This is a genomic window from Mesorhizobium sp. M6A.T.Ce.TU.002.03.1.1, from assembly GCF_003997275.1.
Classification (GTDB): Bacteria; Pseudomonadota; Alphaproteobacteria; order Rhizobiales; family Rhizobiaceae; genus Mesorhizobium; species Mesorhizobium mediterraneum.
In genome coordinates this window covers 15,602-39,375 of the sequence record NZ_RZTI01000050.1, presented here as the reverse complement: position 1 = coordinate 39,375, position 23,774 = coordinate 15,602, and the positions used below count along the sequence as shown (strand labels likewise).

Genomic DNA, 23,774 nt, shown 5'->3' with positions numbered 1-23,774 from the left:
GCCCTGCGGCGGATAGGCGTGGGTGTTGTTGAGGGCGAGCTTCTCGATCTGGCTGAAGTCGGGGAAAGGCAGGTTTTCCGCCTCGCGCCAGTCGCTGACCCGTTTTTCGGCCGCGATGCGTTTTTCCTCGTCGGCCGGCAGATCGGCGGCGGTGTACTCCAACTGCGAGGGGAAGGCGAACTGCGTGCCGGCATCGTCCATGATGTTGATGATGGACAAAAGGATGTCCTCCCGTATGGCGAGGAACTCGGACCCGTCCGCCGTCATGACATAGGTCGACACCTCGATGTCGAGCGAATAGGGGCCGAAGCCGACAAAGCGCACGTGACACGGATCGTCGATGACGCGCGGATGCGCGATCAGCAGCTTGCGCAGCTCGGCCAAAGTATAGCGCAACTGATCGGGCGTGGTCTCGTAGCGCAATTGCAGCGTCGTCGCGAAACGGGTGCGGTCGCGATGCGCGTAATTTTCGATCTGCATGCCGGCGAAGTCCGAATTGGGCACCGAGATGATTGTGCGGTCGGGCGATCTTATGCGGGTCGAGCGCATGCCGATATGCTCGATGGTGCCCGACTGTCCGCCGAACTTGCAGAAGTCGCCGACGCTGACCGGCCGGTCGGCGTAGAGCGTGAGGCCGGAGAGGAAATTCTGCAGCGTCGGCTGCGCCGCCAGCGCCACGGCGAGGCCGCCGATGCCGAGGCCGGCGATGACGCCTTCATAGGGGATGGCAAGCACTTCGGCCAACAGCAGGAAGGCGACGACCAGCACGGCCACGCGGGCCACGCCGGTGGACAGCGAGATCAGCGTGTCGTGATAGCCGGGCACCTGCCACATATTGCGGTAACGATCGGCGATCCTGCCGATCAGATGCCAGACCACCGGAACGAAGCCGATCACGATCAGGCTCCAGGCCACTGCCTTCACTGGTGCTGCGACCACTTGCGGCAGGCCAAGCGGGCGCAATGCCACCAAAAGGAAAAGACCGAGGAAGATCGCGCGCACCGCCCATTCGACGACGCGTAAGAAACCCGACCGCTGCGAACGGTTCTGACTGGGCGCAAAAAAGGAAATGACCGCATTGGCGATGAAGCCGAAGGCAATGCCGGCCAGCACTGCGAGGCCGAGCATCCACCATTGCCAGCGCTCCATCGGTCCGGCGCGGGTGAGCAGGCGGGGGCTGATCTCGCGCGCCAGGCCACGCGTGGCGAAGAACGGGTCGTTGCTGGCGAAAGCGGCGAATTCCGGCGCCACCGGGACCTCTTCCACATCGGCATAGAGCGTGCGGATGTTGGCGAGCGTCTCGGGCGTGAATTGCCAGATCTTGCCGTTGCCGGTGCCAGCGGGGTCCGTTTCCACCGGGCCGATGACGATGTTGCCGGACGGATGCTCGAAATAGACATAGGGCGCGTTGCTTTTGGGATCGTCCGGAATTTCCTGCCAGTAGACATAGCCGATACGATCGATGACCTTCTTCAGATAGCGCTCGAGAAGGACCGCCTCGTCGGCGCGCACGGCTGGAGTGTAATCGCGCAGATCAAGCGCCGCCTGTGCCGGGTCGCCGGCCTCGGTGACGCCGCTGAGCAGCACCTTGAACGCATCGCGCGGCGAGGCAAGCTTGCTCGGACTGTCGACCATGTCGACGGCTTCGCCGCGGGCCGCCTGGAATTCGGCGAGCTTGGCCTGGAGCGGGCCGAGCGGCGGCCCGACGATGAACCACTCGCCTTGTCTGCGGCGGAAGGTGACGTCGAAGGAGACGTTGGTGCCATATTGCTGGAGCTTGGCGCTCACCTCGTCGCCCGCGATCGCGTCATGCGGCAGGCTCCAGAGGCGGAAGGTCGCATTGTCGATGACATTGAACAGAAGCTTGGTGTAGTCGGGCATGTTGAGGCCGCCACGGTCGGCGTCGGCGACATCGACCAACCCGGCCGCTCGGGCGGCGAGGCCCATGCCGCCGCCGGTTGCGCGCGGCACATTGTCGGCGCCGCTCTCGTTCATCGCCTGCAGGAACGAGCGCATGGTCGTCATCGGGCTGGTCTGGTCGACACGGATCTCCTCGACGGCGCTGACGCGCACGCCTGTCCACCATTCGGCAGTAGCGGTTTCGAAGCGCCCCATGAAGCTCTCGCCGTCGGGCGACTGAACGAAGAGGAAAGCGCCCTGGCGGTTGCCCTCGAACCAGCGTCCGACAAGCTTTTCGCCTTCGGCCTTTGCCTCGATGCGGCCATTATAGAGCGGGTAGACGCCCTTCACCTCGGCGCCGGTCTGCTCGAACGTGATCTCGGCGCCGCCGCCGCGCCATTTCGTGTCCCAAACACCGGTCCAGTTGGCACCGGTCCAGTTGGCCGTGTCCTGGGCATGCGCCGGCTGCAGGAACGGCAGCAGGCCGGCCAAGGCAAGCGCCGCGATCAGAGCGATCATGCGGATCAGGACCAAGGCCACTCGATCTGATGCGACGGGGACACCGCTCATTGCATTGTCCTTCTTCTCGCCCGCGCAGCAGGGGCCGGACTGTCGAAGAAGGGTTATTGCCCCGGAAGATGAATATTCTATTTCCGCAGGGTCATGGAACACCGCCGGATCGCGGCGCTTGCCGGTCAATCGTAGGTCAGATCCGTCGCCTTGCCGCCGAAGACGCGATAGGCATAGAACGAATAGAAGATGATGATCGGCAGCACGACGACCGTGCCGGCCAGGATGATGGCGAGGCTTTCGGGCGCCGACGCCGCCTGCCAGATGGTCAGCCTGTCGGGTACGACGAAGGGATAGAACGACCAGGCTAGGCCGGCGAAGCCGAGCGTGAAGATGGCGGCCAGCGTCAGGAACGGCATAAGCGCATGGCGATCGTCCGCCTTCGGCAGATGGAAGGTCTGCCACCACAGCCACCCGAACAGCACCGCCGACAGGATCGGCAGCGGCGACAGATAGAGCATGGCGGGCCAGACGAACCATTTGTCGAAGATACGCGGGCTGGCGAGCGGCGTGGCCAGTGAGACGGCGACCATGCCTAGCGCGGTCAGCACCAGCGCCCTGCGCAGCCAGAGCACCGCCTTCTTCTGCAGGTCGCCTTCCGTTTTGTAGATGACCCAAGCCGCGCCCATCGCCGCATAGGCAGCGGCAAGGCAGAGCGCCACCAGCGCGCCGAAGGCGATGCCCGCCAGGCCGAAATCGAGCCCGAGCACATAGACGCCCAGCATGTAGCCCTGCGCCAGCGAGGCAATGACGGAACCGAGCAAGAAGATGCGGTTCCAGCGGTGCTTCCTGCCAGCCGGCACCTTGGCGCGGAAATCGAAGGCGACGCCGCGCAGGATCAGGCCGACCAGAAGCAGGAAGACCGGGATATAGAGCGCGCCGAGGATGAGCCCGTGCGCCAGCGGGAAGGCAACCAGCAGCAAGCCGACGGCCAGCACCAGCCAGGTCTCGTTGGCGTCCCAGAACGGGCCAATCGCGGCGATCATGGTGTCCTGCTCGGCATCCTCGGCCACTGCGAACAGGATGCCGATGCCGAGGTCGAAGCCGTCGAGGATGACGTAGATCAGGATGGCGAGGCCCATTAGGCCGGCGAAGATCAAAGGGAGCAGGGTCGGCCAATCGAAGCTCATCACCGTTCTCCTGGTTGGGCAACCGGCTGCGACAGCGGCGCGTCGAGAACGCCGGGCAGCGGCGAGGCGTCGCCGTCCTTCGCTGCCTTCAGCGCCAGATGCACCAGCACGCCGAGATAGGCGATCAGAAGCAGCACGTAGAGGATGAGGTATATCGTAAGCGTCAGTGCGACATGGCTGCCGGCGACCGGGCCGACGGCATCGACAGTTTTCAGCACGCCGGTGACCAGCCAGGGCTGGCGGCCGATCTCGGTGGTGTACCAGCCGGCCAGCGTCGCCAGCCAGCCGGACAACGCCATCGGAACCATCGCCAGGGCGAGCGGCTTCGGCAGGCTATGACGACGCTTGAGGAAGAAAGCCGCCGACCAGGAGACGACAAGCATCAGAATGCCGGTACCGACCATGATGCGGAAACCCCAGAACACCGGGAAGACCGGCGGATGATTGCCGGGATAGTCGTTCAGCCCCGGCACGACCCCACTGGCGCTGTGCCTGAGGATGAGGCTGGCCCCGTCGGGGATGGTCAGCTCGAATTTGTTCTCCTTGGCCGCCTCGTCGGGAAGCGCGAAAAGGACCAGCGGCACGTTGGGACCGGTGTTCCAGTTGGCCTCCATGGCGGCGATCTTCTGCGGCTGATGCTCCAGTGTGTTGAGGCCATGCTGGTCGCCGGCGAAGATCTGGATGGGGATCAGGATCGCCGCAGTGAAGACACCGGTGCGCAATGCCTTCCACATCGATTCCGAGCGGTCGCCATAGAGATAGCGCAGCGCCGACAGGCCGGCGATCAGGAACGAAACCGTCAGGCCGGAGGCAAGCAGCATGTGGACGAGCCGGTAGGGCATGGACGGATTGAAGACGATGGCCCACCAGTCGACGGCGTGGGCGACCCCGTCGCGCATCTCGAAGCCGACCGGCGTCTGCATCCACGAATTGAGCGCTATGATCCAGAAGGCGGACAGGGTGGTGCCGCCGGCCACCAGCACGGTTGCCATTGTGTGGATGCGGTTGGAGACGCGGCGGAAGCCGAACAGCATGATGCCGAGGAACGCTGCCTCGAGGAAGAAAGCGGTGAGGATCTCATAAGCGAGCAGCGGGCCGGCTATGTTGCCGACGGTTTTCATGTAACCCGGCCAGTTGGTGCCGAACTGAAAGCTCATGGTGACGCCCGAAACCACGCCCATGGCGAAGGACAGCGCGAACACCTTCACCCAGGTGAAATAGGCGCGCATCCAGGCGGAATCGCCTGTGGCGTTATAGCGAAGCTTGAAGAACAGCAGCATCCAGCCAAGCGCAATGGTGATAGCCGGAAACAGGATATGGAACGAGATATTCGCGCCGAACTGAATGCGCGAAAGGATGAGCGGGTCCATGGCGGCTCCGGCTGCTGCTTATGTGGCAGAAGATAGGCCGGATGCGCCAACCGGTCAAAGCGGCGTGGCGTCACGCGAGGCGGAACGCCGCAGGACTATTTTATTCCTGACCTTAGGCTAGATGATCTGGGATTCGTCATCATGGCGAACATTCCGACCCGCTTGGACCGCAAGGTACCGGGCTTGTAGTTGTTGGGCCATTCATCCGTTCGGACAGGAAAAGGCCGCACGACTGCGGCAGGGGTGGATGCGTCTTCGCAGGCCAATGTCCAGAACTGTCAGGAGTGCCATTGACTTCCGGCTGCGCGCACCGACATTCAGCGGATTAAAATCAACAGACCTCTTTCAAGCAGCCGTTTTTCAGCCATGCCGTCCATCATTTCCATTTCCGGGGTCACCAAGACCTACGCTACCGGTTTCAAGGCGCTGAAGGAGATCAACCTCGATATCGAGCGCGGCGAGATCTTTGCGCTGCTCGGGCCGAATGGCGCCGGCAAGACAACGCTGATCTCGATCGTCTGCGGTATCGTCAACCGCTCGTCGGGCACGGTCACCGTGGACGGCCACGATATCAGCCGGGATTATCGGGCTGCGCGCAGCCTGATCGGGCTGGTGCCGCAGGAACTGACCATCGACGCGTTCGAGAGCGTATGGGCGACTGTCAGCTACAGCCGCGGCCTGTTCGGCAAGCCGGCCAACCCCGCCTTCGTCGAGAAGGTGCTGCGCGACCTGTCGTTGTGGGACAAGAAGGACGCCAAGGCGATCACCCTGTCCGGCGGCATGAAGCGGCGGCTGATGATCGCCAAGGCGCTGTCGCACGAACCGAGGGTGCTGTTCCTCGACGAGCCGACAGCCGGCGTCGACGTCGAGCTGCGCCAGGACATGTGGGCGATGGTGCGCCGGCTGCGCGAGGATGGCGTAACCATCATCCTGACCACGCACTATATCGAGGAGGCCGAGGCGATGGCCGACCGCGTCGGCGTCATCAATCGCGGCGAGATCGTGCTGGTCGAGGACAAGGCCGAACTGATGCGCACGCTTGGCCGCAAACGACTGTTGCTGGAGCTACGCAGCCCGCTCGCCGCCATACCCGAGACGTTTTCGCGTTATGCGCTGGAGCTTTCGCCGAACGGTGACCAACTGACTTATACCTATGACAACCAGAGCGAACGGCCGGGCGTCGCCTCGCTGCTCCGCGACCTTGAGACGGCCGGCATCCAGTTCCGCGATATCGACACGCAAAACAGCTCGCTCGAGGAGATCTTCGTCAATCTGGTGAGGAAGGACGCATGAACCTGCGAGCAGTCTGGGCGATCTACAAGATGGAGATGGCGCGCGCCTTTCGGACCGTGCTGCAGAGCATCGTCTCACCGGTCATCTCGACATCGCTCTATTTCGTCGTCTTCGGCTCGGCCATTGGCTCGCGCATCACCGAGATCGACGGCATCAGCTACGGCGCCTTCATCGTGCCGGGACTGATCATGCTGTCGCTGCTGACGCAGTCGATCTCCAACGCCTCCTTCGCCATCTATTTCCCGAAATTCGTCGGCTCGATCTACGAGTTGCTGTCGGCGCCGGTGTCCTATCTGGAGATCATCGTTGCCTATGTCGGGGGTGCGGCGACCAAGTCGATCATACTCGGCCTGATCATCCTGGCGACCGCGTCACTGTTCGTGCCGCTGACCATCGAGCATCCGTTCTGGATGCTCGCCTTCCTGGTGCTGACGGCGGTGACGTTCAGCCTGTTCGGTTTCATCATCGGCATCTGGGCGAGGAGCTTCGAGCAGCTGCAGCTGGTGCCGCTGCTGATCATCACGCCGCTGACCTTCCTTGGCGGCAGCTTCTATTCAATCGACATGCTGCCCGGCATCTGGCGCACGGTGACGCTGTTCAATCCTGTCCTCTATCTGGTCAGCGGCTTTCGCTGGAGTTTCTACGGCAAGTCCGACGTCTCGATCGGCATCAGCCTCGGCATGACCGTCGTTTTCCTGCTTATCTGCATAGCGATCGTCGCTTGGATTTTCAGGACCGGCTACCGGTTGCGGAACTGACCCCGCCAAATCGGTCAAATGGCCGCTTTCAAATGGACTTGACCAAGCGGAGCAGCCCCAGCATCCCGACGAAGGTCCCCTTGCGGAAGGCGACGTAGGTCGGCTCCTCGATGCCGTGGAAGCGGCGTTTGAAAGCAGCCTGCCCCTGCAGGTTGAACTTGCGGCGATTGATCCATGGCGAACCATAGGCGCGCTGGAAAGAGGTGCGCCAGAAGTCGCTTTCGGCAAATCCGCTGGGTCCGATGTCGACAAGCGGCGACAGGCCGAGCGTGACGACGGAGATGCCTTGCTCGCGGAAGCGGTCGACCGCGAATTTGGTCAGGCCGATCTCGGCATGCGGCGTGGCATCGACGTGCTTGCGCTTGAACGAGGTGGTATAGCCGATCACCTCGCCGCCGCTGAACAGGGGATCGAAGTCGAGCAAGGCCACGAGCTCGCCATTGGGGCCATGCAGGACGAAGCGGCGCATGTCGACGCCGAGATGATCGCTGAAGGGACGGTTGAGGAAGGCCATCTCCCATCGCTTGACGATGCGGTCCGCCCGCCAATTCTGCGATAGCCGCTGGATCTCGTCGAGAAAGATGGTCCGCTTGTCCTCGGCAAAGGAAAACCCCTTCTTCAACAGCCAGCGCTCGGAATAGCGCACGGTTTCATTGCGCTTTCCGGAAAAATCATGGGCGGGCAGGACTAGCCGCGTATCCACGCCGAGACGATTGACCTGGTATCCGAGTCCGGCGAGCACGCGCGCCGTCTGTTCGCCGATCTGCACGAACCACGGGTTACCGGCGGCCTCGACGAAACGCCTGATGTAGTCGGGCCGATCGGGCGGGTGAGCCACCGGGTCGCCAAGCGCGAAATGGTGCTTCATCTTGGTGCCGAAGGCGATGTAGCCGTCAGCGTCGCCGAAATAAGAAAGGTTGCGCTGGACGGCGGTCGAATAGGCGAGCGAAAAATCGCCATGCCGGCGCACCAGCGCCAGGCGCTCGACATGCGTCAGCTCCCGCCGCTCTACCTTCGGCGCTGCGCCTTCGAGCAGGCGGTCGAAATGAATGCGCAAGGAGGGCATGGTCGAGGTTCCGCGTGCCGCGCTTCGCTATTGGGAATACCCGCCAGCCCGCGGGCTTCGAATCAGTCGCATTGGGCGGTCTGATTGTCGATCATATCGCGCATGTCCCCTTTAGAGCGCAACCGGCGTGGTAAGCACCGATGAACTGGTGGCAGCGAGAACGGAACGGAAGCCCAGCAATTGGGCATAAACTGGCAATTGGGCATAAAAAGGAGGGGCTTCGGTCGCGCCGAAACCCCTCCTTCACGATTTGTCAGCGTGGACCTTGGAGCGAGATGAGCTCTAGAGCGCCTCATCGTTTCACGGAAACGCCGAACCGCTCTATCTCTTTGTTTTTGCGCAATTCCCTTGGGAAAGCGCTAAGCGCTTTTCCCCGGAAAACCGTTTCACACTTTCCTGGAATTGCTCTAGACCGCAATCTTGCCGCCGCCCTGTTTGGTGATGGCGACGACCGACGGCCGCACCGGCATGTCGGGCTTGAAGTCGGGCCAGCGGGTCGACAAGTCCTCATAGTAAGAGGGACGGCCAAAAGGCTCCCAGTCTTCGCCGCCATCGGCCGGATGCTGGACGGCGACGAAAGCGGTCTGGTCGTCCGGCGTGAATAGCGGGCCGCACATTTCGGCGCCGATCGGCACGCGGAAGAACAGCTTTGATGTCGCCCGCGCCTCGCCTTCGGTGTCGACCGCCCACAGGCCGTCGGTGCGGCCGGTCGCCTTCGGGCCCTGGCCGTCAGTCGAAACCCAGAGCCGGCCGGCCGCATCGATCGCGCAATTGTCCGGCATGCCGAACCAGCCATTGGCGGTCGTTGCGGTCGAGAAGGTGGCGCCGACTTCGGCCACGGCGGGGTCGCCGCATTTCAACAGCACTTCCCACTTGCCCTTGGCAGCAGTGAAATCGCCGCCGTCCTCGACGATCTCGATGATGTGGCCGAAGGCGTTTTCGGCGCGCGGGTTGGCGGCGTCGACCTGGTCGGCCTTGCGTTTCGAATTGTTGGTCAGCATGACATAGACCTTGCCATTGGCGGCATTGGGTTGGATATCCTCGGGGCGGTCCATCTTGGTGGCGCCGAGCAGGTCGGCGGCACGGCGGGTCTCGATCAGCACGTCGGCCTGGCTGGCAAAGCCGTTCTCGGCGGTTAGCGGACCCTGGCCAAAGACGACTGGCAGCCATTCGACCGACCCGTCCTCGGCGAATTTGGCGACATGGAGCGTGCCGTCGTCGAGAAGATCCAGGTTGGCGGCACGGTCCTCGGCGTTGAATTTGCCTGTGGTGACGAATTTATAGACATAGTCGAAACGCTCGTCGTCGCCGAGATAGAAGACGACACGGCCATCCTTGGCGACGATCGATTCAGCACCTTCATGCTTGAAGCGGCCCATGGCGGTGCGCTTCTTCGGCGTCGAAGTCGGATCGTTGACGTCGACCTCGACGATCCAGCCGAAGCGGTTGGCCTCGTTCGGCTCCTTGCCGAGGTCGAAACGGTCGTAATGCGCCGCCCACTCATAGGCGCCCTCGGGAATGCCCAGGCGCTTGTAGTTGGCCGCTTCCGCGTGACCGGCCGGCAGTTCGCCCGAGAAATAGCCGTGGATGTTTTCCTCGGCCATGACATAGGTGCCCCAGGGCGTGACGCCGCCGGCGCAATTGTTGACGGTGCCAATGACCTTGGTGCCGGTCGGGTCGGCATTGGTCTTGACGCGGTCGTGGCCGGCGACGGGGCCGGACAGCGCGATCTCGGTGTTGGAGGTGATGCGGCGATTGAGCTTGCCGTCGCGCACCACCTGCCATTTGCCTGACACTTTGCGGATCTCGACGATGGTGCCGCCATGCGCGGCCATCTCGACATCGACCTGTTCCTTGCTCAGCGGCGCCTGCTTGGCCTCACCATCGACGATGGTGACGAGGCCCGGGAACATCAGATGCGGGTTGGTGTATTCGTGGTTGACCACCAGCAGGCCATGCTCGGCCGAGCCGTCGAGCGGGATGTAGCCGACATAGTCGTTGTTGTAGCCAAACTGTCTTTCCTGGGCCTGCGCCGACTGTTTAGTCGGATCGAATTCCGGCGAATCGGCAAACAGCGGATCGCCCCAGCGCAGCAGCACGTCGGCGTCATAGCCCGGAGCGACATGATGCTTGTCGTCGACGCCTGCCTCGACCTCGTCGAAGGTGAAGGCCGAGCCGCCGGCGGCGCGGGCATCGTCGGCGAGGATCAGCGCGAGCGGGCTGACGGTGACGGCGATGGCGGTTGCCGCGAGCGATCCCTGTAGAAAACCGCGGCGCGAGAAACGCGCGGCGATGATCTCGCCCATCGTCTTGTTGTCAGTGGGATTGGTTCCTGGCCCATCGTTTTCCTCGAGCAGACTGGTGCGGAACTGGGCGTCGGGGGAGCGATGTTCGGTCGAGCGATGTTCAGTCGAGCGATGTTCAGTCATGGGGGGCTTGCCTCTGGCTTCTTTGGGATGGCTGGAGCGTCTTGCTTGACTGACCGCGTATCGCCGGGAGATCACAGTTTGATGACGTTGCCGGCCAATTTCCAGCCCCGATTTCATGTCCATGATCAGCCCCGCTTGACCGCGACCGACGCTTCGGAAACAAGATCTGCTGCAGGCGCGGAAGCACCGCTTCGAGAGGGACAAAAAGTGAGTTTTTGGGGACTGGGGCAGCTCGGCATTTCTACAGTGATCTTCCTGCTGGCGGCGACGGCGGCGAAGCAATGGGGACTGGCGCCGAGCCTCGGCAAGATCGTTCTGACCTTGGCGCTCTATTCGCTGGGCAATCTGATCATGCTGAGGCTGATCCGTGAATTCGGCATGTCGGTGTCTTTCAGCCTGTCGGCGGTGATCCAGCTGGTGTCGGTGAACGTCGTGGCCCTGGTCTTCTTCGGCGAGCGCGTCAATGCGTTGCAGGCGACCGGCATCGTGCTCGCCGTCGCAGCTGTGGCGCTGATAACGCTCGGACCCTATCTGCAAAAATTGTAATTGCGAGGGTCGATGAAGAATACCGCAAACAAGTTGCTCAACTGGATCGAATTCCCGGTGCTGCTGGCCGGACTGGTCATCGCCGGCGGATTGTGGGGGTTCGAGGAGCTGATGGAGGTGGCGCGAGACACCACGCCGCACGCCTTCGATACGGAAATCCTGCTCGCTTTCCGTGAAGCGGGCCAGCCTGACAATCCGATCGGACCGCCATGGCTGGAAGGAGCGATGCGCGACCTCACCAGCCTCGGCAGCGCCAGCGTGCTCGTGCTGATCACTGCTGCGGTGATCGTTTATCTGCTGCTGATCCACAGACCGGGACCAGCGTTTCTCGTTTTCGTGGCAGTGGCGGGCGGGCAGGCCCTGTCGAGCACGCTGAAGCTCGGAATCGACCGGCCGCGCCCCGATCTGGTCTCGCATCTCGCCGACGTGGCGACGCTTTCGTTTCCGAGCGGCCATGCGATGCTGTCGGCGGTGACATATTTGACGCTGGGCAGCATGGCGTCGCGCTTCCTGCCTGGGCGAACGACCAAGATCTATGTGCTGGCACTTGCGGTGCTGACGACCCTGCTGGTCGGCATCAGCCGCGTCTATCTCGGTGTTCATTGGCCGTCCGACGTGCTGGCCGGCTGGTGTGCCGGCTTCGCCTGGGCGATGCTGTGCTGGCTGGCCGCACGGACGCTACAGCGATAGCGCGGGCACACCGACGGCGGCTGAACCGGCCGTCAGAACGACGCTGCGGCTAATTCTCCTCGAAATTTGCGGCGCCCGAGGGCCTACTGTCCTAGCTGGCACGCAAGCTCTGCAGGACACAACCGATCTTGGTGCGTGCATGTCTGACATATGCATCATGATGCTTGAACCATCAAAATGATAGTATTATGCATGGGAATGCAGACTCAGACGGGGGTTTTTAGCCGATGATCACTGCCGCGCAGATGCGCGCCGCAAGGGCGCTGGCCGGCATCGATCAGAAGACGCTCGCCGAGCGCGCCGGGGTTTCACTTCCAACCATTCAGCGCATGGAAGCGAGCGACGGCGTGGTCAGGGGCGTGGTCGATACGCTGATGAAGGTCATCCAGGCCCTCGATGGGGCCGGCGTGGAACTGATCGGCGAGAACCAGGCCAGCGAGCGCGGTGGCAGGGGCGTGCGCCTCAAGCCGGTCGTGCCGCGGAACCCGCCGGGCTGAGCCGACAAAGTCGCGACGGCGACCGCCGACAGTCCTGCCGACGATCCCGCCGCCTTCTTGGTTTTATGCATGCCCCAAAACCGCTCAGCATTTTTGGGCGACATGCATCAGGAGCGGAAGGTAGTCCATGGATCGAACCCGACGGGCAATTCATCAACCGGCCCAAAGTCCGGCAAAGCCGGCATTTTCCGAACTGTTCACACCGAAGCTGGTGACGGTGCTGCGCGAGGGCTATACGCTTGGGCATTTCAAGGCCGATGCGATCGCCGGATTGACCGTGGCCATCGTGGCGCTGCCGCTGTCGATGGCGATCGCGATCGCTTCCGGCGTGACGCCGGAGCGCGGCCTGTTCACCGCCATCGTCGGCGGTTTCATCGTCTCGGCGCTCGGCGGCAGTCGCTTCCAGATAGGCGGTCCAGCCGGCGCCTTCATCGTGCTGGTGGCGGCGACGGTCCAGCGCGAAGGCATCGATGGGCTGCTTCTGGCGACGATGATGTCCGGCGTTTTCCTGCTCGCCATCGGCTATCTCAGACTCGGCACCTATATCAAATTCATCCCCTACCCGGTGACCGTCGGCTTCACCGCGGGCATCGCCATCATCATCTTTTCCGGACAGATCGTCGAACTGTTCGGGCTGAAGCTCGCCGGCAACGAGCCCGGGCCACTGCTGCCGAAGCTCGTGGCGATCGGTGAGGCCGCCGGAACGCTCAACATCTCGGCGACGCTGGTGGCGGTGCTGACCATCGCCACCATTGTCGGGCTGAAGCGGTGGCGCCCTGGCTGGCCGGGCATGCTGATCGCCGTCGGGCTCGCCTCGCTGGTCGTGGCGCTGCTGGCGCTGCCGGCGGAAACGATCGGCACGCGCTATGGCGGCATTCCGCGCAGCCTGCCTTTTCCGGCGCTGCCGGCGCTCAGCCTCGACAAGGCGATCGCGGTGCTGCCGGACGCCGTTGCCTTCGCGCTGCTCGGCGCCATCGAATCGCTGCTGTCGGCCGTGGTCGCCGACGGCATGACGGGACGTCGGCACCGCTCCAATTGCGAACTGGTGGCGCAAGGGTTCGCCAACATCGCCTCCGCCCTGTTCGGCGGCATCTGCGCCACAGGCACCATTGCCCGCACCGCGACCAATGTGCGGTCCGGCGCGCACGGGCCGGTTTCGGGCATGTTGCACTCGCTGTTCCTGCTTGTCTTCATGCTGGTGGCGGCGCCGCTGGCCAGCTACATCCCACTCGCAGCTCTTGCCGGCGTGCTGGCGGTGGTGTGCTGGAACATGTTCGAAAAACAGGCTTTTGCCACCCTGCTGCGCGCCTCACGCGGCGACGCACTGGTGCTGATGGCGACCTTCCTGATCGTCGTGTTCCGCGATCTTACCGAAGGCATCATTGTCGGCTTCGCGCTGGGCTCGATCCTGTTCATCGACCGTATGGCCAAGAGCATCGCCGTGGAGACCGACCTGCCGCTGGTGCAGGACGATGTCGCTGACGGCAGCAACGGTGGCGGCGCCTATGATTCCAGCGAGGCGAGCGACGCCGATACCGTCGTCTACCGGATCTCTGGCGCATTCTTCTTCGGCGCCGCTTCGACCGTCGGCACGGTGCTGGACCGCATCGCCGACCAGCGCAAGAACTTCATCCTCGATTGCTCGGCGGTGCCGTTCTTCGATTCGACGGCCGCCAACGTCATTGAGGGTGCCGCCCACAAGGCGAGGCGCGCCGGCGTGCGCTTCATCATATCAGGCGCTTCGCCGCAGACGCGGCGCATGCTGATCAACCACGGCGTCAAGCGGCCGCTGGTGACATACGCCGCCTCGATCCGGGATGCGCGGGCGCAACTGGCAAGGAGGACGGAGGCGGAGTAACCGCCGACCGGAATAGCCGGTCGGCGGTCAATCGCTGGGGAAGCTCAGTCGAGGGAGAGCGCCGCGACTTCGCCCTCGTTCATCTGCGGCACATAGATGGTCGACTTGCCGTCGGTACCGATGTCGGCGCTGCCCGGCTTGAAAGTCGCGACTGCCTCAGGCTTGCCGCCAGCCTTGTAACGGTAGAGCGTGCCGGCCATGTAGGCGGTGGCGTAGACGCTGTCGCCGACGACAATGACACCGTCGAGGTTGGCGAATTTTTGCGCGCCGGGCAGGTGCGAAACTGTCCTGGTGGCGAGATCGACCGAAAGCAGGCCGCCCGGCTCCGCGGTGCTGAAATCCGGCTTGATGCCCTTGCCCCAGGAGGCGACGATCAGCCTGTTGCCATCGGCGAAAATGCCGTTGGGCGAAGCAAGGGCTGCGTCCTTCGCGAACAATTCCGGCCGACCGCCATCGATGCGGTAAATGGCTTCGGCCAGCATGTCGGTGACATAGACCTTGCCTGAAGCATCGGCGGTCATGTCGTTGAGGAAGACAGCATTCGGCACATCAATGGTCGAAATCAGCTTGCCGCTTTCGAGATCGACGACGCGCACATGGGTGATATCGGCGACGTAGAGTTTGCCGTCCGAGATCGCCATGCCCTTGGGTGCGTCCATGCCGTCGGTCCAGTGCCGGGTGGTGACCTTGCCGTCGAGCGATAGCACCGACAGATAGCCGTTGCCGTCGGCTTCGCTGGGATTGCCGACGATGTTGGAAACGATGAGGCGTTTGTTGGCGGCATCGAACAGCGCTGATTCCGGCTGCTCGAAGCCGGCTGCGCGCCAGATTTCGCCGGCATGGGCGGTGGGCATCGTTGCGATGCCGATGACGGCGAGAAGTGTCGAGCGGATAAGGGTTTTCATGGCGAGTCTCCTGTGATGACAGCGGAGACCTAGGTTTTCCGATACTTTTCTGGAAGGCTGATTACAGCTAATATCGAAAATCGATACGAAACTGCGGGAAAGAGGTGCATCGCATGAATGGCCTGATCTTCGAGGCGCTGAAGCGGACGCTCAAGGCAAAGGGCGTCACCTATCGCGTGCTTGCCGAGCGCATGGGCGTTTCCGAGCCGACGGTGAAGCGAATTTTCCACGAGCGCAACTGCAAGCTCGACCGGCTGGTGGAGATTTGCGCCGCTGCCGGCGTGGAACTGGAAAACGTGCTCGGCTCTATGAACAGGGGACCGGGGCCGGCCAACCACATCGCGTCGGACATCGAGCGCAAGCTCGCCAGCCGGCCGGCGCTGCTGTTCATCTTCGTCATGCTCTCCGAGAAATTCACGCCCGAAGGCATCATGCGCTCACAAGGGTTGAGCGAGGCCTCGATGTTCCTCTATCTGCGTGACCTCGAGGAGCTGGGCCTGGTCGCGCTTGGCCGCGGCCTGTCGGCCAGGTTGCTGGTCGAGACGCCGATCCAGTGGAATTTCGAAGGGCCGCTGCGGCCGCTGTTCGAGATGACCAACAAGAATTTTATCGGCTGGGCGATCACGCATCTGGAGCGGGAGGCGACCTTCGTCAGCTTCTCCAGGCGGATGCGGCCGGAGACGGCGGAAATGGTGAAGCGTGAGGCGGAGGAGCTGGCGGAACGCGTCAAATTGCTTGCCCATCACGATCAGCACACGACGCCCGAAGACGGGCTCACCGGTTACAAATGGACGTTTGCCTTTGGCGCGACGCCGTTCCCGGCGATCATGCCGATCGGGCCGCACCCGCGAGATGCCGGGGCGTCCGACCGGCCCGTCGCTCCTGCAAAGGGACGCCGTGCTTTGCCGGCCTGACACAGCCAATCATCCCGAGCAGGATTGTACCTGGCGGCTTGTCGCGCACCACTCCGGCGGCGCCGACTGCCACCATTTTTGGTGACCTGAACTGGGAAGCCTCCGCCTGTCCTGCTTCAGTTTCCACGATGATCTTTTGTCCGGACACTTTTTGCTCTTTGCAGCCGCGCTTCAAAAATGAAACCACATTCATGGTAGAGTTCGCGCACTGATTTGCCAGTAGAGGGCGGGTTTGCCGAATGCGTGACACGTCCCCGTGAAATCGAAGTGATCCTATGCCGACGGCGCCAACACTTGAACTTCGCCGCTATTCGCGCCTGAAAAATTTGCGGGAGCGCGCAGAACGCCAGGGTGCTGCATTGCAGTTCTGGGCGCGTACGGCATCGCTCGCCGTGATCTCCTGCTTCTTTTCATCGATCAGCCGCTGGGATGCCTCGCTGCTCTTCGTGCTGGCGGGCCTCGTGCTGTTCCAGCTCGTCGGCCTGATCCAGTTTCTCTTTGCGCGCCGTCGCAACGCGCCATGGTGGATCGGTTACCTCGTGGGTACGCTGGACATCATTCTGCTGACCGTTCTGCTGGTAACGCCCAACCCGTTTTCCCTGGAGGTCGCGCCGGCCGCGATGCAACTGCGCGAGGGCAGCTTCAAATTCCTGCTGATTTTCGTATGCCTTGGCGCGCTGACCCTTTCGACACGATTGGCGCTCTATCTCGGCGCGCTCGCGGCCTTGACGTGGGCGATCGGGGTGGGGTGGGTGATTTTTCATGCGGGAATCGTCATTCCGGCGACGAACCTCTATTCGCTGCCGATGACAGAGCGACTGAACCTCTATCTCAATCCCAATTTCGTCGATACATTCGCGCAGGCGACCAACGTGTTGGTTGTGCTGATTATCGGCGCGATCATGGCGCTGGTCGTCTCTCGTTCCCGACATCTGTCGGAAGACTATGTCAAGGCAGAGCGCGCCCGCGCCAATCTCGCCCGGCATTTTTCGCCCAATGTCGTCGACCAGCTCGCCACGGATGACGAGCCCTTCGGCCCGGTCCGCCGGCAGGATATCGCGGTGCTGTTCGCCGACATCGTCGGCTTCACACACTATTCCGAGGATCATCCGGCCGAAGCAGTGTTCGAACTTCTGCGTCAGTTCCACCGTCGCATGGAGCAGGTCGTTTTCGACCACCATGGCACAGTCGATAACTATATCGGCGATTGCATCATGGCGACATTCGGGGTTCCGCAAGCCAGCCATAACGACGCGACTCGGGCCATCCAGTGCGCTGAAGCGATGATCGCCGCTCTCAAAGACTGGAATGTGCAGCGGGTGTCCAGGGGGTACCCGCCGCTGGACGTTCGGATCGGTGCACAATATGGCGCAGTCGTCATCGGCGCGGTCGGCAGCGAGCGCAATCTGTCCTTCGCGGTGGTGGGCGACACCGTCAACGTCGCCAGCCGTTTGCAAGCGCTCTGCCGTGAGCTTCAGGCGAATATTTGCTTTGGGTCACGACTGATTGAGGCCGCGCAGGCGGAATCGCCCACGACACAGTTGAATGCGCGCGATCATGGACCGGTGAGCATCCGCGGCCGGGACGAACCGGTCCATGTTTGGGTCGAACACAGAGCCGAAAACCAGGGCGCTGTTGCGGTCTCGGCGTGATATAGGCCGCCATGTGAAACGCCTGCACCTCGGCCGGATAGCGGCCACGCCATAGGGGTATGTCCTGACCCAGGCCGAAAGCCATCACGTGCCTGAGGTGATTGCTCCAGCCTTCGCGGCTGCGGCGTCTGTGCCTGCCTTGTCCTCCCAGGTCACCGCCCGGTAGTCGAACCCGTATTCCAGCGTCGGCTTGACGATGCGGAAATACGGCGACAGGTCGAAATCGCGCGGCGTGTAGAGCGAGTGGTGGCGGATGTGCAGGATTTCCTTGCGCGAATAATTCGACTGGGCCGAGGCACGGCCGGGCGCCCGGGTGATCTCGGGCAGGATCGGATAGCGGATCTGGCCATAGGCCTCGGCGATCAGCGAGGAGCAGATGGCCCGGGTCGGGTCGCCGGAACCGAAAGCCAGCATGCGGCGGCGCCAGCGCACCGGCACCGGCGGTGTCGGGAAGAAGTAGCGCAGCATGTCGAAGATGTTCTTGAGATCGTATCTGAGGCCGAGCTTGCCGATCATGAAGGCAACGACCTCGTCGCGATCTTCCGGCGCCAGACCGCTCGCCCGGCAGATGCGCGTGTTATAAGTCCGGTAGCGCGACAGCGGCACGGCGATGCAGCCATCGCCAAGCGTGACCTCGATCAGGCGGCGCCGTTCCGATCCGTCTGCCGGTTCGGGCAAGGCATCGCCGACATAGAAGGCGGCATGCGACCAGGTCGACTGGGTCAGGTATTTGATCGCTGCCGAGATCTTCTGGTTGCCTTCGATGAGCAGGATGTCGCCGGGCTCGAGCGTTCGGCGCAGCGTTTCGGCATCGGACGGCGTGTAAGGCTCGTAGCCGGATGATTCCTCCTGCAGCCGGCCGGCAAGCCAGCGGCCAAGTCGGTCCAGAAGCGTGTCACCGGTCTCGATCATGCCAGACGGCGATTACCACAGGCCGGCGGCCTAGACCATGATCCCGAACCGAAGGACTGCGTCAGCCGGCGGCGCCGGGCGCGCCGGCCTCTTCGCGCGGCGCGGCGGCCAGATCGTCGCGCGCCTTGCGCGCAAGTTTCCTTGTCGAGCGCCTGGGGCTGTCGCCGAACAGACCGGCTGCGACGGCGAGACAGGTCTTCTTCAGGCTTTTCTCCGAGCGCTTCAACAGCTTGCTCAGAAGCCTCGTTTCTTGAGGAGAGCCGAGCGGCCGGTCGTCGGCATCGAGAAGTTCACACATGACGAACACATCATGCAATTCGCCCAGTCTTTCGCCGAGTTCGTCGACCGCCTTGCGCCGGGCCTTGATCGGCGTCGGCCACAGCCTTCCGAGCAGCGACAGATGCATGCCGTGGGTCTTTGCCGCCTTGCGCAGATTGTGGAAATCATCGGCCTCGCCGCGCGAGCCAGCCTTGTCCAGCGCCTTTCTGGCGCGGCGCAGGGTGATGCGGGCGCCGTCGGCAAGCACATCGGCGGCCTGTTCGGGCTGGTCGGGCAAGACCAATATGTCGATCCGGCTGATGCCCTCCTCGCAAGCCGCAATCGCCGCGCCTATTGCAGCGTCGAGGCCTGCTCCACCATGCAGTTCGTGCTGGCGCGCGACGAGCGTCTCGCGAACGGCATCGAGACCGCCACCCGCGCTCTGTTCGGGAAAGCTTGCTGCCAGCCGGTCGATTGTTTCAACCAGCGCGGTCGCCTCGCGCGGACCGGCAAGCAGGGCTGCAACGTCGCGGTAACACTGGTTCTCGGTCACGCAAAATGTTTCGTCTCCGGAACGGACCAGGCGCAGCAAGGCGCGAACGTTCTTCAGCCGCTTGCGGCATTTGTGCAGCCCCTGTTCCGGCCTGTCGCGCGCCGTGTCCAGATGGACCAGCGCCTTGCCGATCTCCTCGGCGAGGATGCGCCTAACCTCGCCGGTCAACGGCAGGCGCGGATTGATGCGATAGATCATGCGGCGATCTCCGGAATCCCCTCGAGGGCGAGCGACGCGTTGTATAACCTCTGCTCGCCGGTGACTTCACGGCCGAGCCAATCTGGCAGCATTTCGTCCGGCACGTCCTCAGGCGTCTCGAGCTCGGCGACCACCAGACCACTAAGCATCCCGCCGAAGACATCGACTTCATAGAGATGGCCGCGATGCCTAACATGGTGGCGTGTCTTCTCGATGACACGTCCGATGGCGAAGGCCAGCATCTCTTCCGCGTCCGCCAGAGGGATCGGATATTCGAATTCGTCGCGTTCGCGGGCCTTGCTGCCGAATTTGAGTGTCAGCTTTGCCGAGGCGCCGTCGCTGATGCGCACGCGCACCGAGCGGCCGGATGCGGCGGCGAGATAGAACTGGCGAATGCGGATATCCGCTTCGACCAGATCCCGCCACTCATTGCCGGAGACCAGGAACTTGCGCTCGATTTCCTTGACCATGGCTTCACACTAAAGCGCGTGCGGCTAGAGATGGCAAGGCGGCGATAGCCCGGGTTGACTTTAATCATTCGATTGATTAAATCGTTTATCATGAGCAAATCGACAAACGCCAAAACTCCGCGGCGCGAGGCTTCCCCCGCCGACATGACGCGCACGGCACTTGTCCGCGCGGCGCTGAAACTGTTCGGACGCCAGGGTTTCGACGGCACGTCGACGCGCGAGATCGCGGCTGAGGCCAAGGCCAATATCGGCTCGATCGCCTATCATTTCGGCGGCAAGGAAGGGCTCCGCAACGCCGCGGCCGACTATATCGTCGACACCATCCAGACCATTGCCGGCCAGGCGATCGGCAATCTGCAAGCGCCCGCGGCGGCAATGGCCGATCCCGAGGCAGCGCGGGCACATTTATTCGTCGCACTGGAGCGGATGGTGGCCTTCATCGCGGCAAGGCCGGAAGCCGGCGAGATCGTGCAGTTCGTCCTGCGCGAGCTGTCCCATCCAACCGCCGCGCTCGACCGTATCTATGACGGTGTGTTCGAACCGGCGCATCGCCGGCTGTGCCTGATCTGGGAACAGGCGACGGGGGAGCCGGCCGAGAGTGAGGCTACCCGGCTCACCGTGTTCACGCTGATCGGCCAGGTCGTCTATTTCCGCATCGGCCGCGAGGCGGTGATGCGCCGCATGGGCTGGCGCGCGATCGGCGACGCCGAGGCCGCTAAGATCGCAGCGGCGGTGACGGATAACCTTGGGGCCATATTGGCCGCCCGGAAGGATCGTAGGTCATGAGTTTTCTTTGTTCTCTGCCGCTCGCCGCCCTGCTTTTCAGCGCCTGCGCACCGGCCGCGCCGCTCGCCGTCGGCTATGTCGAGGGCGACTATGTGCTGCTCGCGCCGATCGAGGTGGCGCAGGTCGAGACGATTTCGGTCAAGCGCGGCGACCGCGTCGCGCCGGGCACGCCGGTGGTGACGCTTGAAAGCGCCGACGCAAGAATAGCCGTCGCGCAAGCCGAGGCGGCGCTTGCCCAGGCCCAGGCGCAACTTGCCGACCTGCAGGTCGGCAAGCGGCCGGAAGAGATTGAGGTGCTCAAGGCGCAGGTCGACATGGCCAGGGCGCAAGCCGCCGACGCCAAACGCAGATACACCCGCGCCAGCGATTTGTTCAAACGCGGCACCGGCACGCAGGCCGATTTTGATACCGCCTCGGCCACGCTGGAGACAGCCAACGCGCAGGTCGGCCAGGCGGAAGCCAATCTCGCCGTTGGCGGCCTGCCGGCACGGCCCGAGACGATCAAGGCCGCCGACAATCAGGTCAGTCAGGCGCAATCGGCGCTCGAGCAGGCGCGATGGCGGCTTTCGAAGCGCGTGCTGGCGGCGCCGTCGCCCGGCCGCGTCAACGACGTGATCCGCAACCCCGGTGATACGGCCGGCCCGACCGCGCCGGTCATTTCGATGCTGCCGGACGGCGCGGTGAAGCTCAGCGTCTATGTGCCGGAAAGTGCGTTCTCGTCGGTGAAAGTCGGTACGCTGCTTAATGTCCATTGCGATGGCTGCGGGCCGGACGTGAAGGCTCGCGTCAGATACGTGTCGCCGGACCCGGAGTTCACGCCACCAGTGATCTATTCACTGGAGACCCGGCAGAAGCTGGTCTACCTGGTCGAGGCGCGGCCGGAGGGCGACGCCAGCGCCCTGCAGCCGGGGCAGATCGTCGATGTCGATCTGGCGGACATCGGCAAATGAACGTCATCGACGTTCACGGCCTGGTCAAGCGCTTCGGTGACAAGACCGTCGTCGACCATGTGACGATGACGGTGGCCGAAGGCGAGATCGTCGGCTTCCTCGGCCCGAACGGCTCGGGCAAGACGACGACCATCCGCATCATGTGTGGGCTGCTGACGCCGGATGAGGGCGACGGCACGGTGCTCGGCTTCGACATCCGCACCGACAGTCTGAGGATCAAGCGCGAAGTCGGCTATATGACGCAGAAATTCTCGTTCTACGAGGATCTGACCATCGCCGAGAATCTCGAATTCGTGGCGCGGCTCTATGGGTTGAAGCCACTCGACGAGCATGTGGCTAAGACGCTGGAGGAGCTCGGCCTGACCTCGCGCAAGGACCAGTTGGCCGGCACGCTGTCCGGCGGCTGGAAGCAGCGGCTGGCATTGGCCGCCTGCATCATGCACAAGCCCAGATTGCTGCTGCTCGACGAGCCGACGGCGGGCGTCGATCCGAAAGCCAGGCGTGAATTCTGGGACGAGATCCATCGGCTGGCCAGCGGCGGCCTGACCGTGCTGGTCTCCACCCACTACATGGACGAGGCCGAGCGCTGCCACCGCATCAGCTACATCTCGTATGGCAAGATGCTGGCGTCAGGCACGGTCGAGGAGGTGGTCAGGAATGCCGGGCTAACGACCTTCGTCGTGCAAGGCCCGCGGCTTGATCAGGTTGCTGCCGCACTCGGCGGCCGCCCCGGCGTCGACCAGGTAGCGCCATTCGGCGCGACGCTGCATGTCGTCGGTTCCGACAAGAAGGAACTGGAAGCAGCACTGGCCGATGTCGAGAAAGAGCACAAGGGCGTGACGGTGACGCCGGGCGAGACCAGCCTGGAGGATGTGTTCATCCAGTTCATGTCCGGCTCGAAGGACAACATGGGATGAAAAATGGGATAAACAGCGTCTTTTCCTTCGCCAGGCTCGGCGCGCTGCTGATCAAGGAGTTCATCCAGATGCGGCGCGACCGCATCACCTTCGCCATGATGCTGGGCGTGCCGCTGATGCAGCTGGTGCTGTTCGGCTATGCCATTAACAACGATCCGAAGAGCCTGCCGGCAGCCCTGGTGGCGATGAGCAGCGATCCTTACACGCGGGCCATGGTTTCGGCGCTGCAGACCACCGGCTACTACCGCTTCGACCATGTCGCGCAAAGTGCCGCCGAGGCGGAATTCCTGATGGCGCGCGGCGACGTCGCCTTCGTCGTCACCATCCCCGCCGATTTTGCCAGGCGGGTCGAGCGCGGCGACAGCCCGCAGATCCTGATCGAAGCGGACGCCACCGACCCAGCCGTCGCCAGCGGCGCCATCTCGACGCTCGGCACGGTCGCCAACCAGGCGCTGCTCAGGGCACGCGGCATGCAGGAAACGGCCGCCGAAGCTGCCCGGGGCCAGCTCGAGGTGGTGGTGCACCGGCGCTACAATCCGGAAGGCATCTCGCAATACAACATCGTGCCCGGCCTGCTTGGCGTCATCCTGCAGATGACAATGGTGATGATGACCTCGATCGCGCTGACGCGCGAGACCGAGCGCGGCACGATGGAGAATCTCCTGGCGATGCCGTCCAGCCCGCTTGAAATCATGCTGGGCAAGGTGCTGCCCTATCTGGTGGTCGGCGCCGTGCAAGTGGTGGTGGTGTTGGCGGCGGCCAAGCTTTTGTTTGGCGTTCCCTTCACCGGGTCGTTGTCACTGCTGCTTGCGGCGGTCCTGGTCTTCGTGTTGGCGCTGGTGCTGCTCGGCTACACCATTTCGACGATGGCGCGCACCCAGATGCAGGCGCTGCAGCTCACCTTCTTCTTCTTTCTGCCGTCGATCCTGTTGTCGGGCTTCATGTTCCCCTATCGCGGCATGCCCGGCTGGGCGCAGATCTTCGGCGAGATCCTGCCGTTGACGCATTTCCTGCGCATCATCCGCGCGGTGATGCTGAAGGGCGCCGAACTGCCGGCGGTCGCAACCGAGATCGGCTGGCTCGTCGGGTTCGTGGCGCTCTTCGCCGGCGTGGCGCTGGTGCGGTTCCGCCGAACGCTGGACTAAGGCCTGTG

The 23,774-nt window shown here is 63.3% G+C and carries 21 protein-coding genes; 12 read left to right on the top strand and 9 right to left on the bottom strand.

Features of this window, described 5'->3' with window-relative positions:
* From EOC93_RS16700 to EOC93_RS16690, 3 genes are all read right to left on the bottom strand, one after another.
* Positions 1-2,469 (bottom strand): mechanosensitive ion channel family protein (locus EOC93_RS16700; protein ID WP_164759163.1); only part of this gene is annotated, 2,469 nt, incomplete at its 3' end.
* 125 nt (positions 2,470-2,594) lie between these two features.
* The gene (locus EOC93_RS16695; protein WP_127205164.1) at positions 2,595-3,599 is read right to left on the bottom strand and encodes a cytochrome d ubiquinol oxidase subunit II; all 1,005 of its coding nucleotides are present in this window, start codon (positions 3,597-3,599) and stop codon (positions 2,595-2,597) included.
* Complete coding sequence (locus EOC93_RS16690; RefSeq protein ID WP_127205163.1) at positions 3,599-4,969, bottom strand: cytochrome ubiquinol oxidase subunit I; 1,371 nt, start codon at positions 4,967-4,969, stop codon at positions 3,599-3,601. The genes EOC93_RS16695 and EOC93_RS16690 overlap by 1 nt, the downstream gene beginning before the upstream one ends.
* Before the next feature lie 366 nt (positions 4,970-5,335).
* Between EOC93_RS16690 and EOC93_RS16685 the strand changes: the two genes are divergently transcribed.
* Both EOC93_RS16685 and EOC93_RS16680 read left to right on the top strand, forming a co-directional pair.
* Positions 5,336-6,262, top strand: coding sequence for an ABC transporter ATP-binding protein (locus EOC93_RS16685; RefSeq protein WP_095484691.1), 927 nt, complete (start codon positions 5,336-5,338; stop codon positions 6,260-6,262).
* Positions 6,259-7,020 carry an ABC transporter permease gene (locus EOC93_RS16680; RefSeq protein WP_095484692.1) on the top strand — a complete coding sequence of 254 codons (762 nt, stop codon included), beginning with the start codon at positions 6,259-6,261 and terminating at the stop codon, positions 7,018-7,020. Before EOC93_RS16685 ends, EOC93_RS16680 begins: the two co-directional genes overlap by 4 nt.
* A 28-nt stretch (positions 7,021-7,048) precedes the next feature.
* Here the strand turns inward: EOC93_RS16680 and EOC93_RS16675 are convergent, their stop codons facing one another.
* Together EOC93_RS16675 and EOC93_RS16670 are read right to left on the bottom strand one after the other, a co-directional pair.
* Positions 7,049-8,086: a phosphatidylglycerol lysyltransferase domain-containing protein gene (locus EOC93_RS16675; protein WP_127205162.1), complete on the bottom strand. Its 1,038-nt coding sequence runs from the start codon at positions 8,084-8,086 to the stop codon at positions 7,049-7,051.
* A 407-nt stretch (positions 8,087-8,493) separates the two neighbouring features.
* Positions 8,494-10,515, bottom strand: a complete 2,022-nt coding sequence (locus EOC93_RS16670) for a PhoX family phosphatase (RefSeq protein WP_127205161.1) — start codon at positions 10,513-10,515, stop codon at positions 8,494-8,496.
* A gap of 207 nt (positions 10,516-10,722) precedes the next feature.
* Between EOC93_RS16670 and EOC93_RS16665 the strand changes: the two genes are divergently transcribed.
* The 4 genes from EOC93_RS16665 to EOC93_RS16650 all read left to right on the top strand — a co-directional run bounded on the left by EOC93_RS16665 (position 10,723) and on the right by EOC93_RS16650 (position 14,106).
* Entirely contained in the window at positions 10,723-11,061 is a 339-nt protein-coding gene (locus tag EOC93_RS16665; RefSeq protein ID WP_095485095.1) for a hypothetical protein, read from the top strand.
* 12 nt (positions 11,062-11,073) lie between these two features.
* On the top strand, positions 11,074-11,751 hold the full coding sequence (locus tag EOC93_RS16660) for a phosphatase PAP2 family protein (protein ID WP_127205160.1): 678 nt from the start codon (positions 11,074-11,076) through the stop codon (positions 11,749-11,751).
* A 227-nt stretch (positions 11,752-11,978) separates the two neighbouring features.
* Positions 11,979-12,248 carry a helix-turn-helix transcriptional regulator gene (locus EOC93_RS16655; RefSeq protein ID WP_095484696.1) on the top strand — a complete coding sequence of 90 codons (270 nt, stop codon included), beginning with the start codon at positions 11,979-11,981 and terminating at the stop codon, positions 12,246-12,248.
* Between the two features lie 127 nt (positions 12,249-12,375).
* Positions 12,376-14,106: a SulP family inorganic anion transporter gene (locus EOC93_RS16650; protein WP_127205159.1), complete on the top strand. Its 1,731-nt coding sequence runs from the start codon at positions 12,376-12,378 to the stop codon at positions 14,104-14,106.
* A gap of 44 nt (positions 14,107-14,150) precedes the next feature.
* Here the strand turns inward: EOC93_RS16650 and EOC93_RS16645 are convergent, their stop codons facing one another.
* On the bottom strand, positions 14,151-15,011 hold the full coding sequence (locus EOC93_RS16645) for an SMP-30/gluconolactonase/LRE family protein (RefSeq protein ID WP_127205158.1): 861 nt from the start codon (positions 15,009-15,011) through the stop codon (positions 14,151-14,153).
* Between the two features lie 113 nt (positions 15,012-15,124).
* Here EOC93_RS16645 and EOC93_RS16640 point away from each other — a divergent pair, with 113 nt between their 5' ends.
* Together EOC93_RS16640 and EOC93_RS16635 are read left to right on the top strand one after the other, a co-directional pair.
* On the top strand, positions 15,125-15,925 hold the full coding sequence (locus EOC93_RS16640; RefSeq protein ID WP_127205157.1) for a helix-turn-helix transcriptional regulator: 801 nt from the start codon (positions 15,125-15,127) through the stop codon (positions 15,923-15,925).
* Positions 15,926-16,371: 446 nt separating this feature from the next.
* The gene (locus EOC93_RS16635) at positions 16,372-17,577 is read left to right on the top strand and encodes an adenylate/guanylate cyclase domain-containing protein (RefSeq protein WP_245461478.1); all 1,206 of its coding nucleotides are present in this window, start codon (positions 16,372-16,374) and stop codon (positions 17,575-17,577) included.
* A gap of 84 nt (positions 17,578-17,661) precedes the next feature.
* Here EOC93_RS16635 and EOC93_RS16630 read toward each other — a convergent pair whose 3' ends face one another.
* The 3 genes from EOC93_RS16630 to EOC93_RS16620 all read right to left on the bottom strand — a co-directional run bounded on the left by EOC93_RS16630 (position 17,662) and on the right by EOC93_RS16620 (position 19,968).
* Positions 17,662-18,489 carry a lipo-like protein gene (locus EOC93_RS16630; protein ID WP_095484701.1) on the bottom strand — a complete coding sequence of 276 codons (828 nt, stop codon included), beginning with the start codon at positions 18,487-18,489 and terminating at the stop codon, positions 17,662-17,664.
* Positions 18,490-18,550: 61 nt separating this feature from the next.
* Complete coding sequence (locus tag EOC93_RS16625; protein ID WP_127205155.1) at positions 18,551-19,498, bottom strand: CHAD domain-containing protein; 948 nt, start codon at positions 19,496-19,498, stop codon at positions 18,551-18,553.
* Positions 19,495-19,968 (bottom strand): CYTH domain-containing protein, encoded by a 474-nt coding sequence (locus EOC93_RS16620; protein WP_127205154.1) that lies wholly within the window; start codon positions 19,966-19,968, stop codon positions 19,495-19,497. Before EOC93_RS16620 ends, EOC93_RS16625 begins: the two co-directional genes overlap by 4 nt.
* Before the next feature lie 90 nt (positions 19,969-20,058).
* Between EOC93_RS16620 and EOC93_RS16615 the strand changes: the two genes are divergently transcribed.
* Genes EOC93_RS16615 through EOC93_RS16600 form a run of 4 tightly spaced genes read left to right on the top strand, consistent with a single transcriptional unit; the run spans position 20,059 to position 23,766 of the window.
* Complete coding sequence (locus EOC93_RS16615) at positions 20,059-20,754, top strand: DUF1956 domain-containing protein (protein ID WP_127205153.1); 696 nt, start codon at positions 20,059-20,061, stop codon at positions 20,752-20,754.
* On the top strand, positions 20,751-21,704 hold the full coding sequence (locus tag EOC93_RS16610) for an HlyD family efflux transporter periplasmic adaptor subunit (protein WP_127205152.1): 954 nt from the start codon (positions 20,751-20,753) through the stop codon (positions 21,702-21,704). Before EOC93_RS16615 ends, EOC93_RS16610 begins: the two co-directional genes overlap by 4 nt.
* Positions 21,701-22,621 (top strand): ABC transporter ATP-binding protein, encoded by a 921-nt coding sequence (locus EOC93_RS16605; RefSeq protein ID WP_127205151.1) that lies wholly within the window; start codon positions 21,701-21,703, stop codon positions 22,619-22,621. Before EOC93_RS16610 ends, EOC93_RS16605 begins: the two co-directional genes overlap by 4 nt.
* An 8-nt stretch (positions 22,622-22,629) precedes the next feature.
* The gene (locus EOC93_RS16600; protein ID WP_095485096.1) at positions 22,630-23,766 is read left to right on the top strand and encodes an ABC transporter permease; all 1,137 of its coding nucleotides are present in this window, start codon (positions 22,630-22,632) and stop codon (positions 23,764-23,766) included.
* Positions 23,767-23,774 lie beyond the last annotated feature (8 nt).

Excerpts from the sequence above, each read along its gene's own strand:
- EOC93_RS16695 (WP_127205164.1), bottom strand. The coding sequence starts at position 3,599 with ATGAGCTTCGATTGGCCGACCCTGCTCCCTTTGATCTTCGCCGGCCTA.
- EOC93_RS16690 (WP_127205163.1), bottom strand. The coding sequence starts at position 4,969 with ATGGACCCGCTCATCCTTTCGCGCATTCAGTTCGGCGCGAATATCTCG.
- EOC93_RS16685 (WP_095484691.1), top strand. The coding sequence starts at position 5,336 with ATGCCGTCCATCATTTCCATTTCCGGGGTCACCAAGACCTACGCTACC.
- EOC93_RS16680 (WP_095484692.1), top strand. The coding sequence starts at position 6,259 with ATGAACCTGCGAGCAGTCTGGGCGATCTACAAGATGGAGATGGCGCGC.
- EOC93_RS16675 (WP_127205162.1), bottom strand. The coding sequence starts at position 8,086 with ATGCCCTCCTTGCGCATTCATTTCGACCGCCTGCTCGAAGGCGCAGCG.
- EOC93_RS16670 (WP_127205161.1), bottom strand. The coding sequence starts at position 10,515 with ATGACTGAACATCGCTCGACTGAACATCGCTCGACCGAACATCGCTCC.
- EOC93_RS16660 (WP_127205160.1), top strand. The coding sequence starts at position 11,074 with ATGAAGAATACCGCAAACAAGTTGCTCAACTGGATCGAATTCCCGGTG.
- EOC93_RS16655 (WP_095484696.1), top strand. The coding sequence starts at position 11,979 with ATGATCACTGCCGCGCAGATGCGCGCCGCAAGGGCGCTGGCCGGCATC.
- EOC93_RS16650 (WP_127205159.1), top strand. The coding sequence starts at position 12,376 with ATGGATCGAACCCGACGGGCAATTCATCAACCGGCCCAAAGTCCGGCA.
- EOC93_RS16645 (WP_127205158.1), bottom strand. The coding sequence starts at position 15,011 with ATGAAAACCCTTATCCGCTCGACACTTCTCGCCGTCATCGGCATCGCA.
- EOC93_RS16640 (WP_127205157.1), top strand. The coding sequence starts at position 15,125 with ATGAATGGCCTGATCTTCGAGGCGCTGAAGCGGACGCTCAAGGCAAAG.
- EOC93_RS16630 (WP_095484701.1), bottom strand. The coding sequence starts at position 18,489 with ATGATCGAGACCGGTGACACGCTTCTGGACCGACTTGGCCGCTGGCTT.
- EOC93_RS16625 (WP_127205155.1), bottom strand. The coding sequence starts at position 19,498 with ATGATCTATCGCATCAATCCGCGCCTGCCGTTGACCGGCGAGGTTAGG.
- EOC93_RS16620 (WP_127205154.1), bottom strand. The coding sequence starts at position 19,968 with ATGGTCAAGGAAATCGAGCGCAAGTTCCTGGTCTCCGGCAATGAGTGG.
- EOC93_RS16615 (WP_127205153.1), top strand. The coding sequence starts at position 20,059 with ATGAGCAAATCGACAAACGCCAAAACTCCGCGGCGCGAGGCTTCCCCC.
- EOC93_RS16610 (WP_127205152.1), top strand. The coding sequence starts at position 20,751 with ATGAGTTTTCTTTGTTCTCTGCCGCTCGCCGCCCTGCTTTTCAGCGCC.
- EOC93_RS16605 (WP_127205151.1), top strand. The coding sequence starts at position 21,701 with ATGAACGTCATCGACGTTCACGGCCTGGTCAAGCGCTTCGGTGACAAG.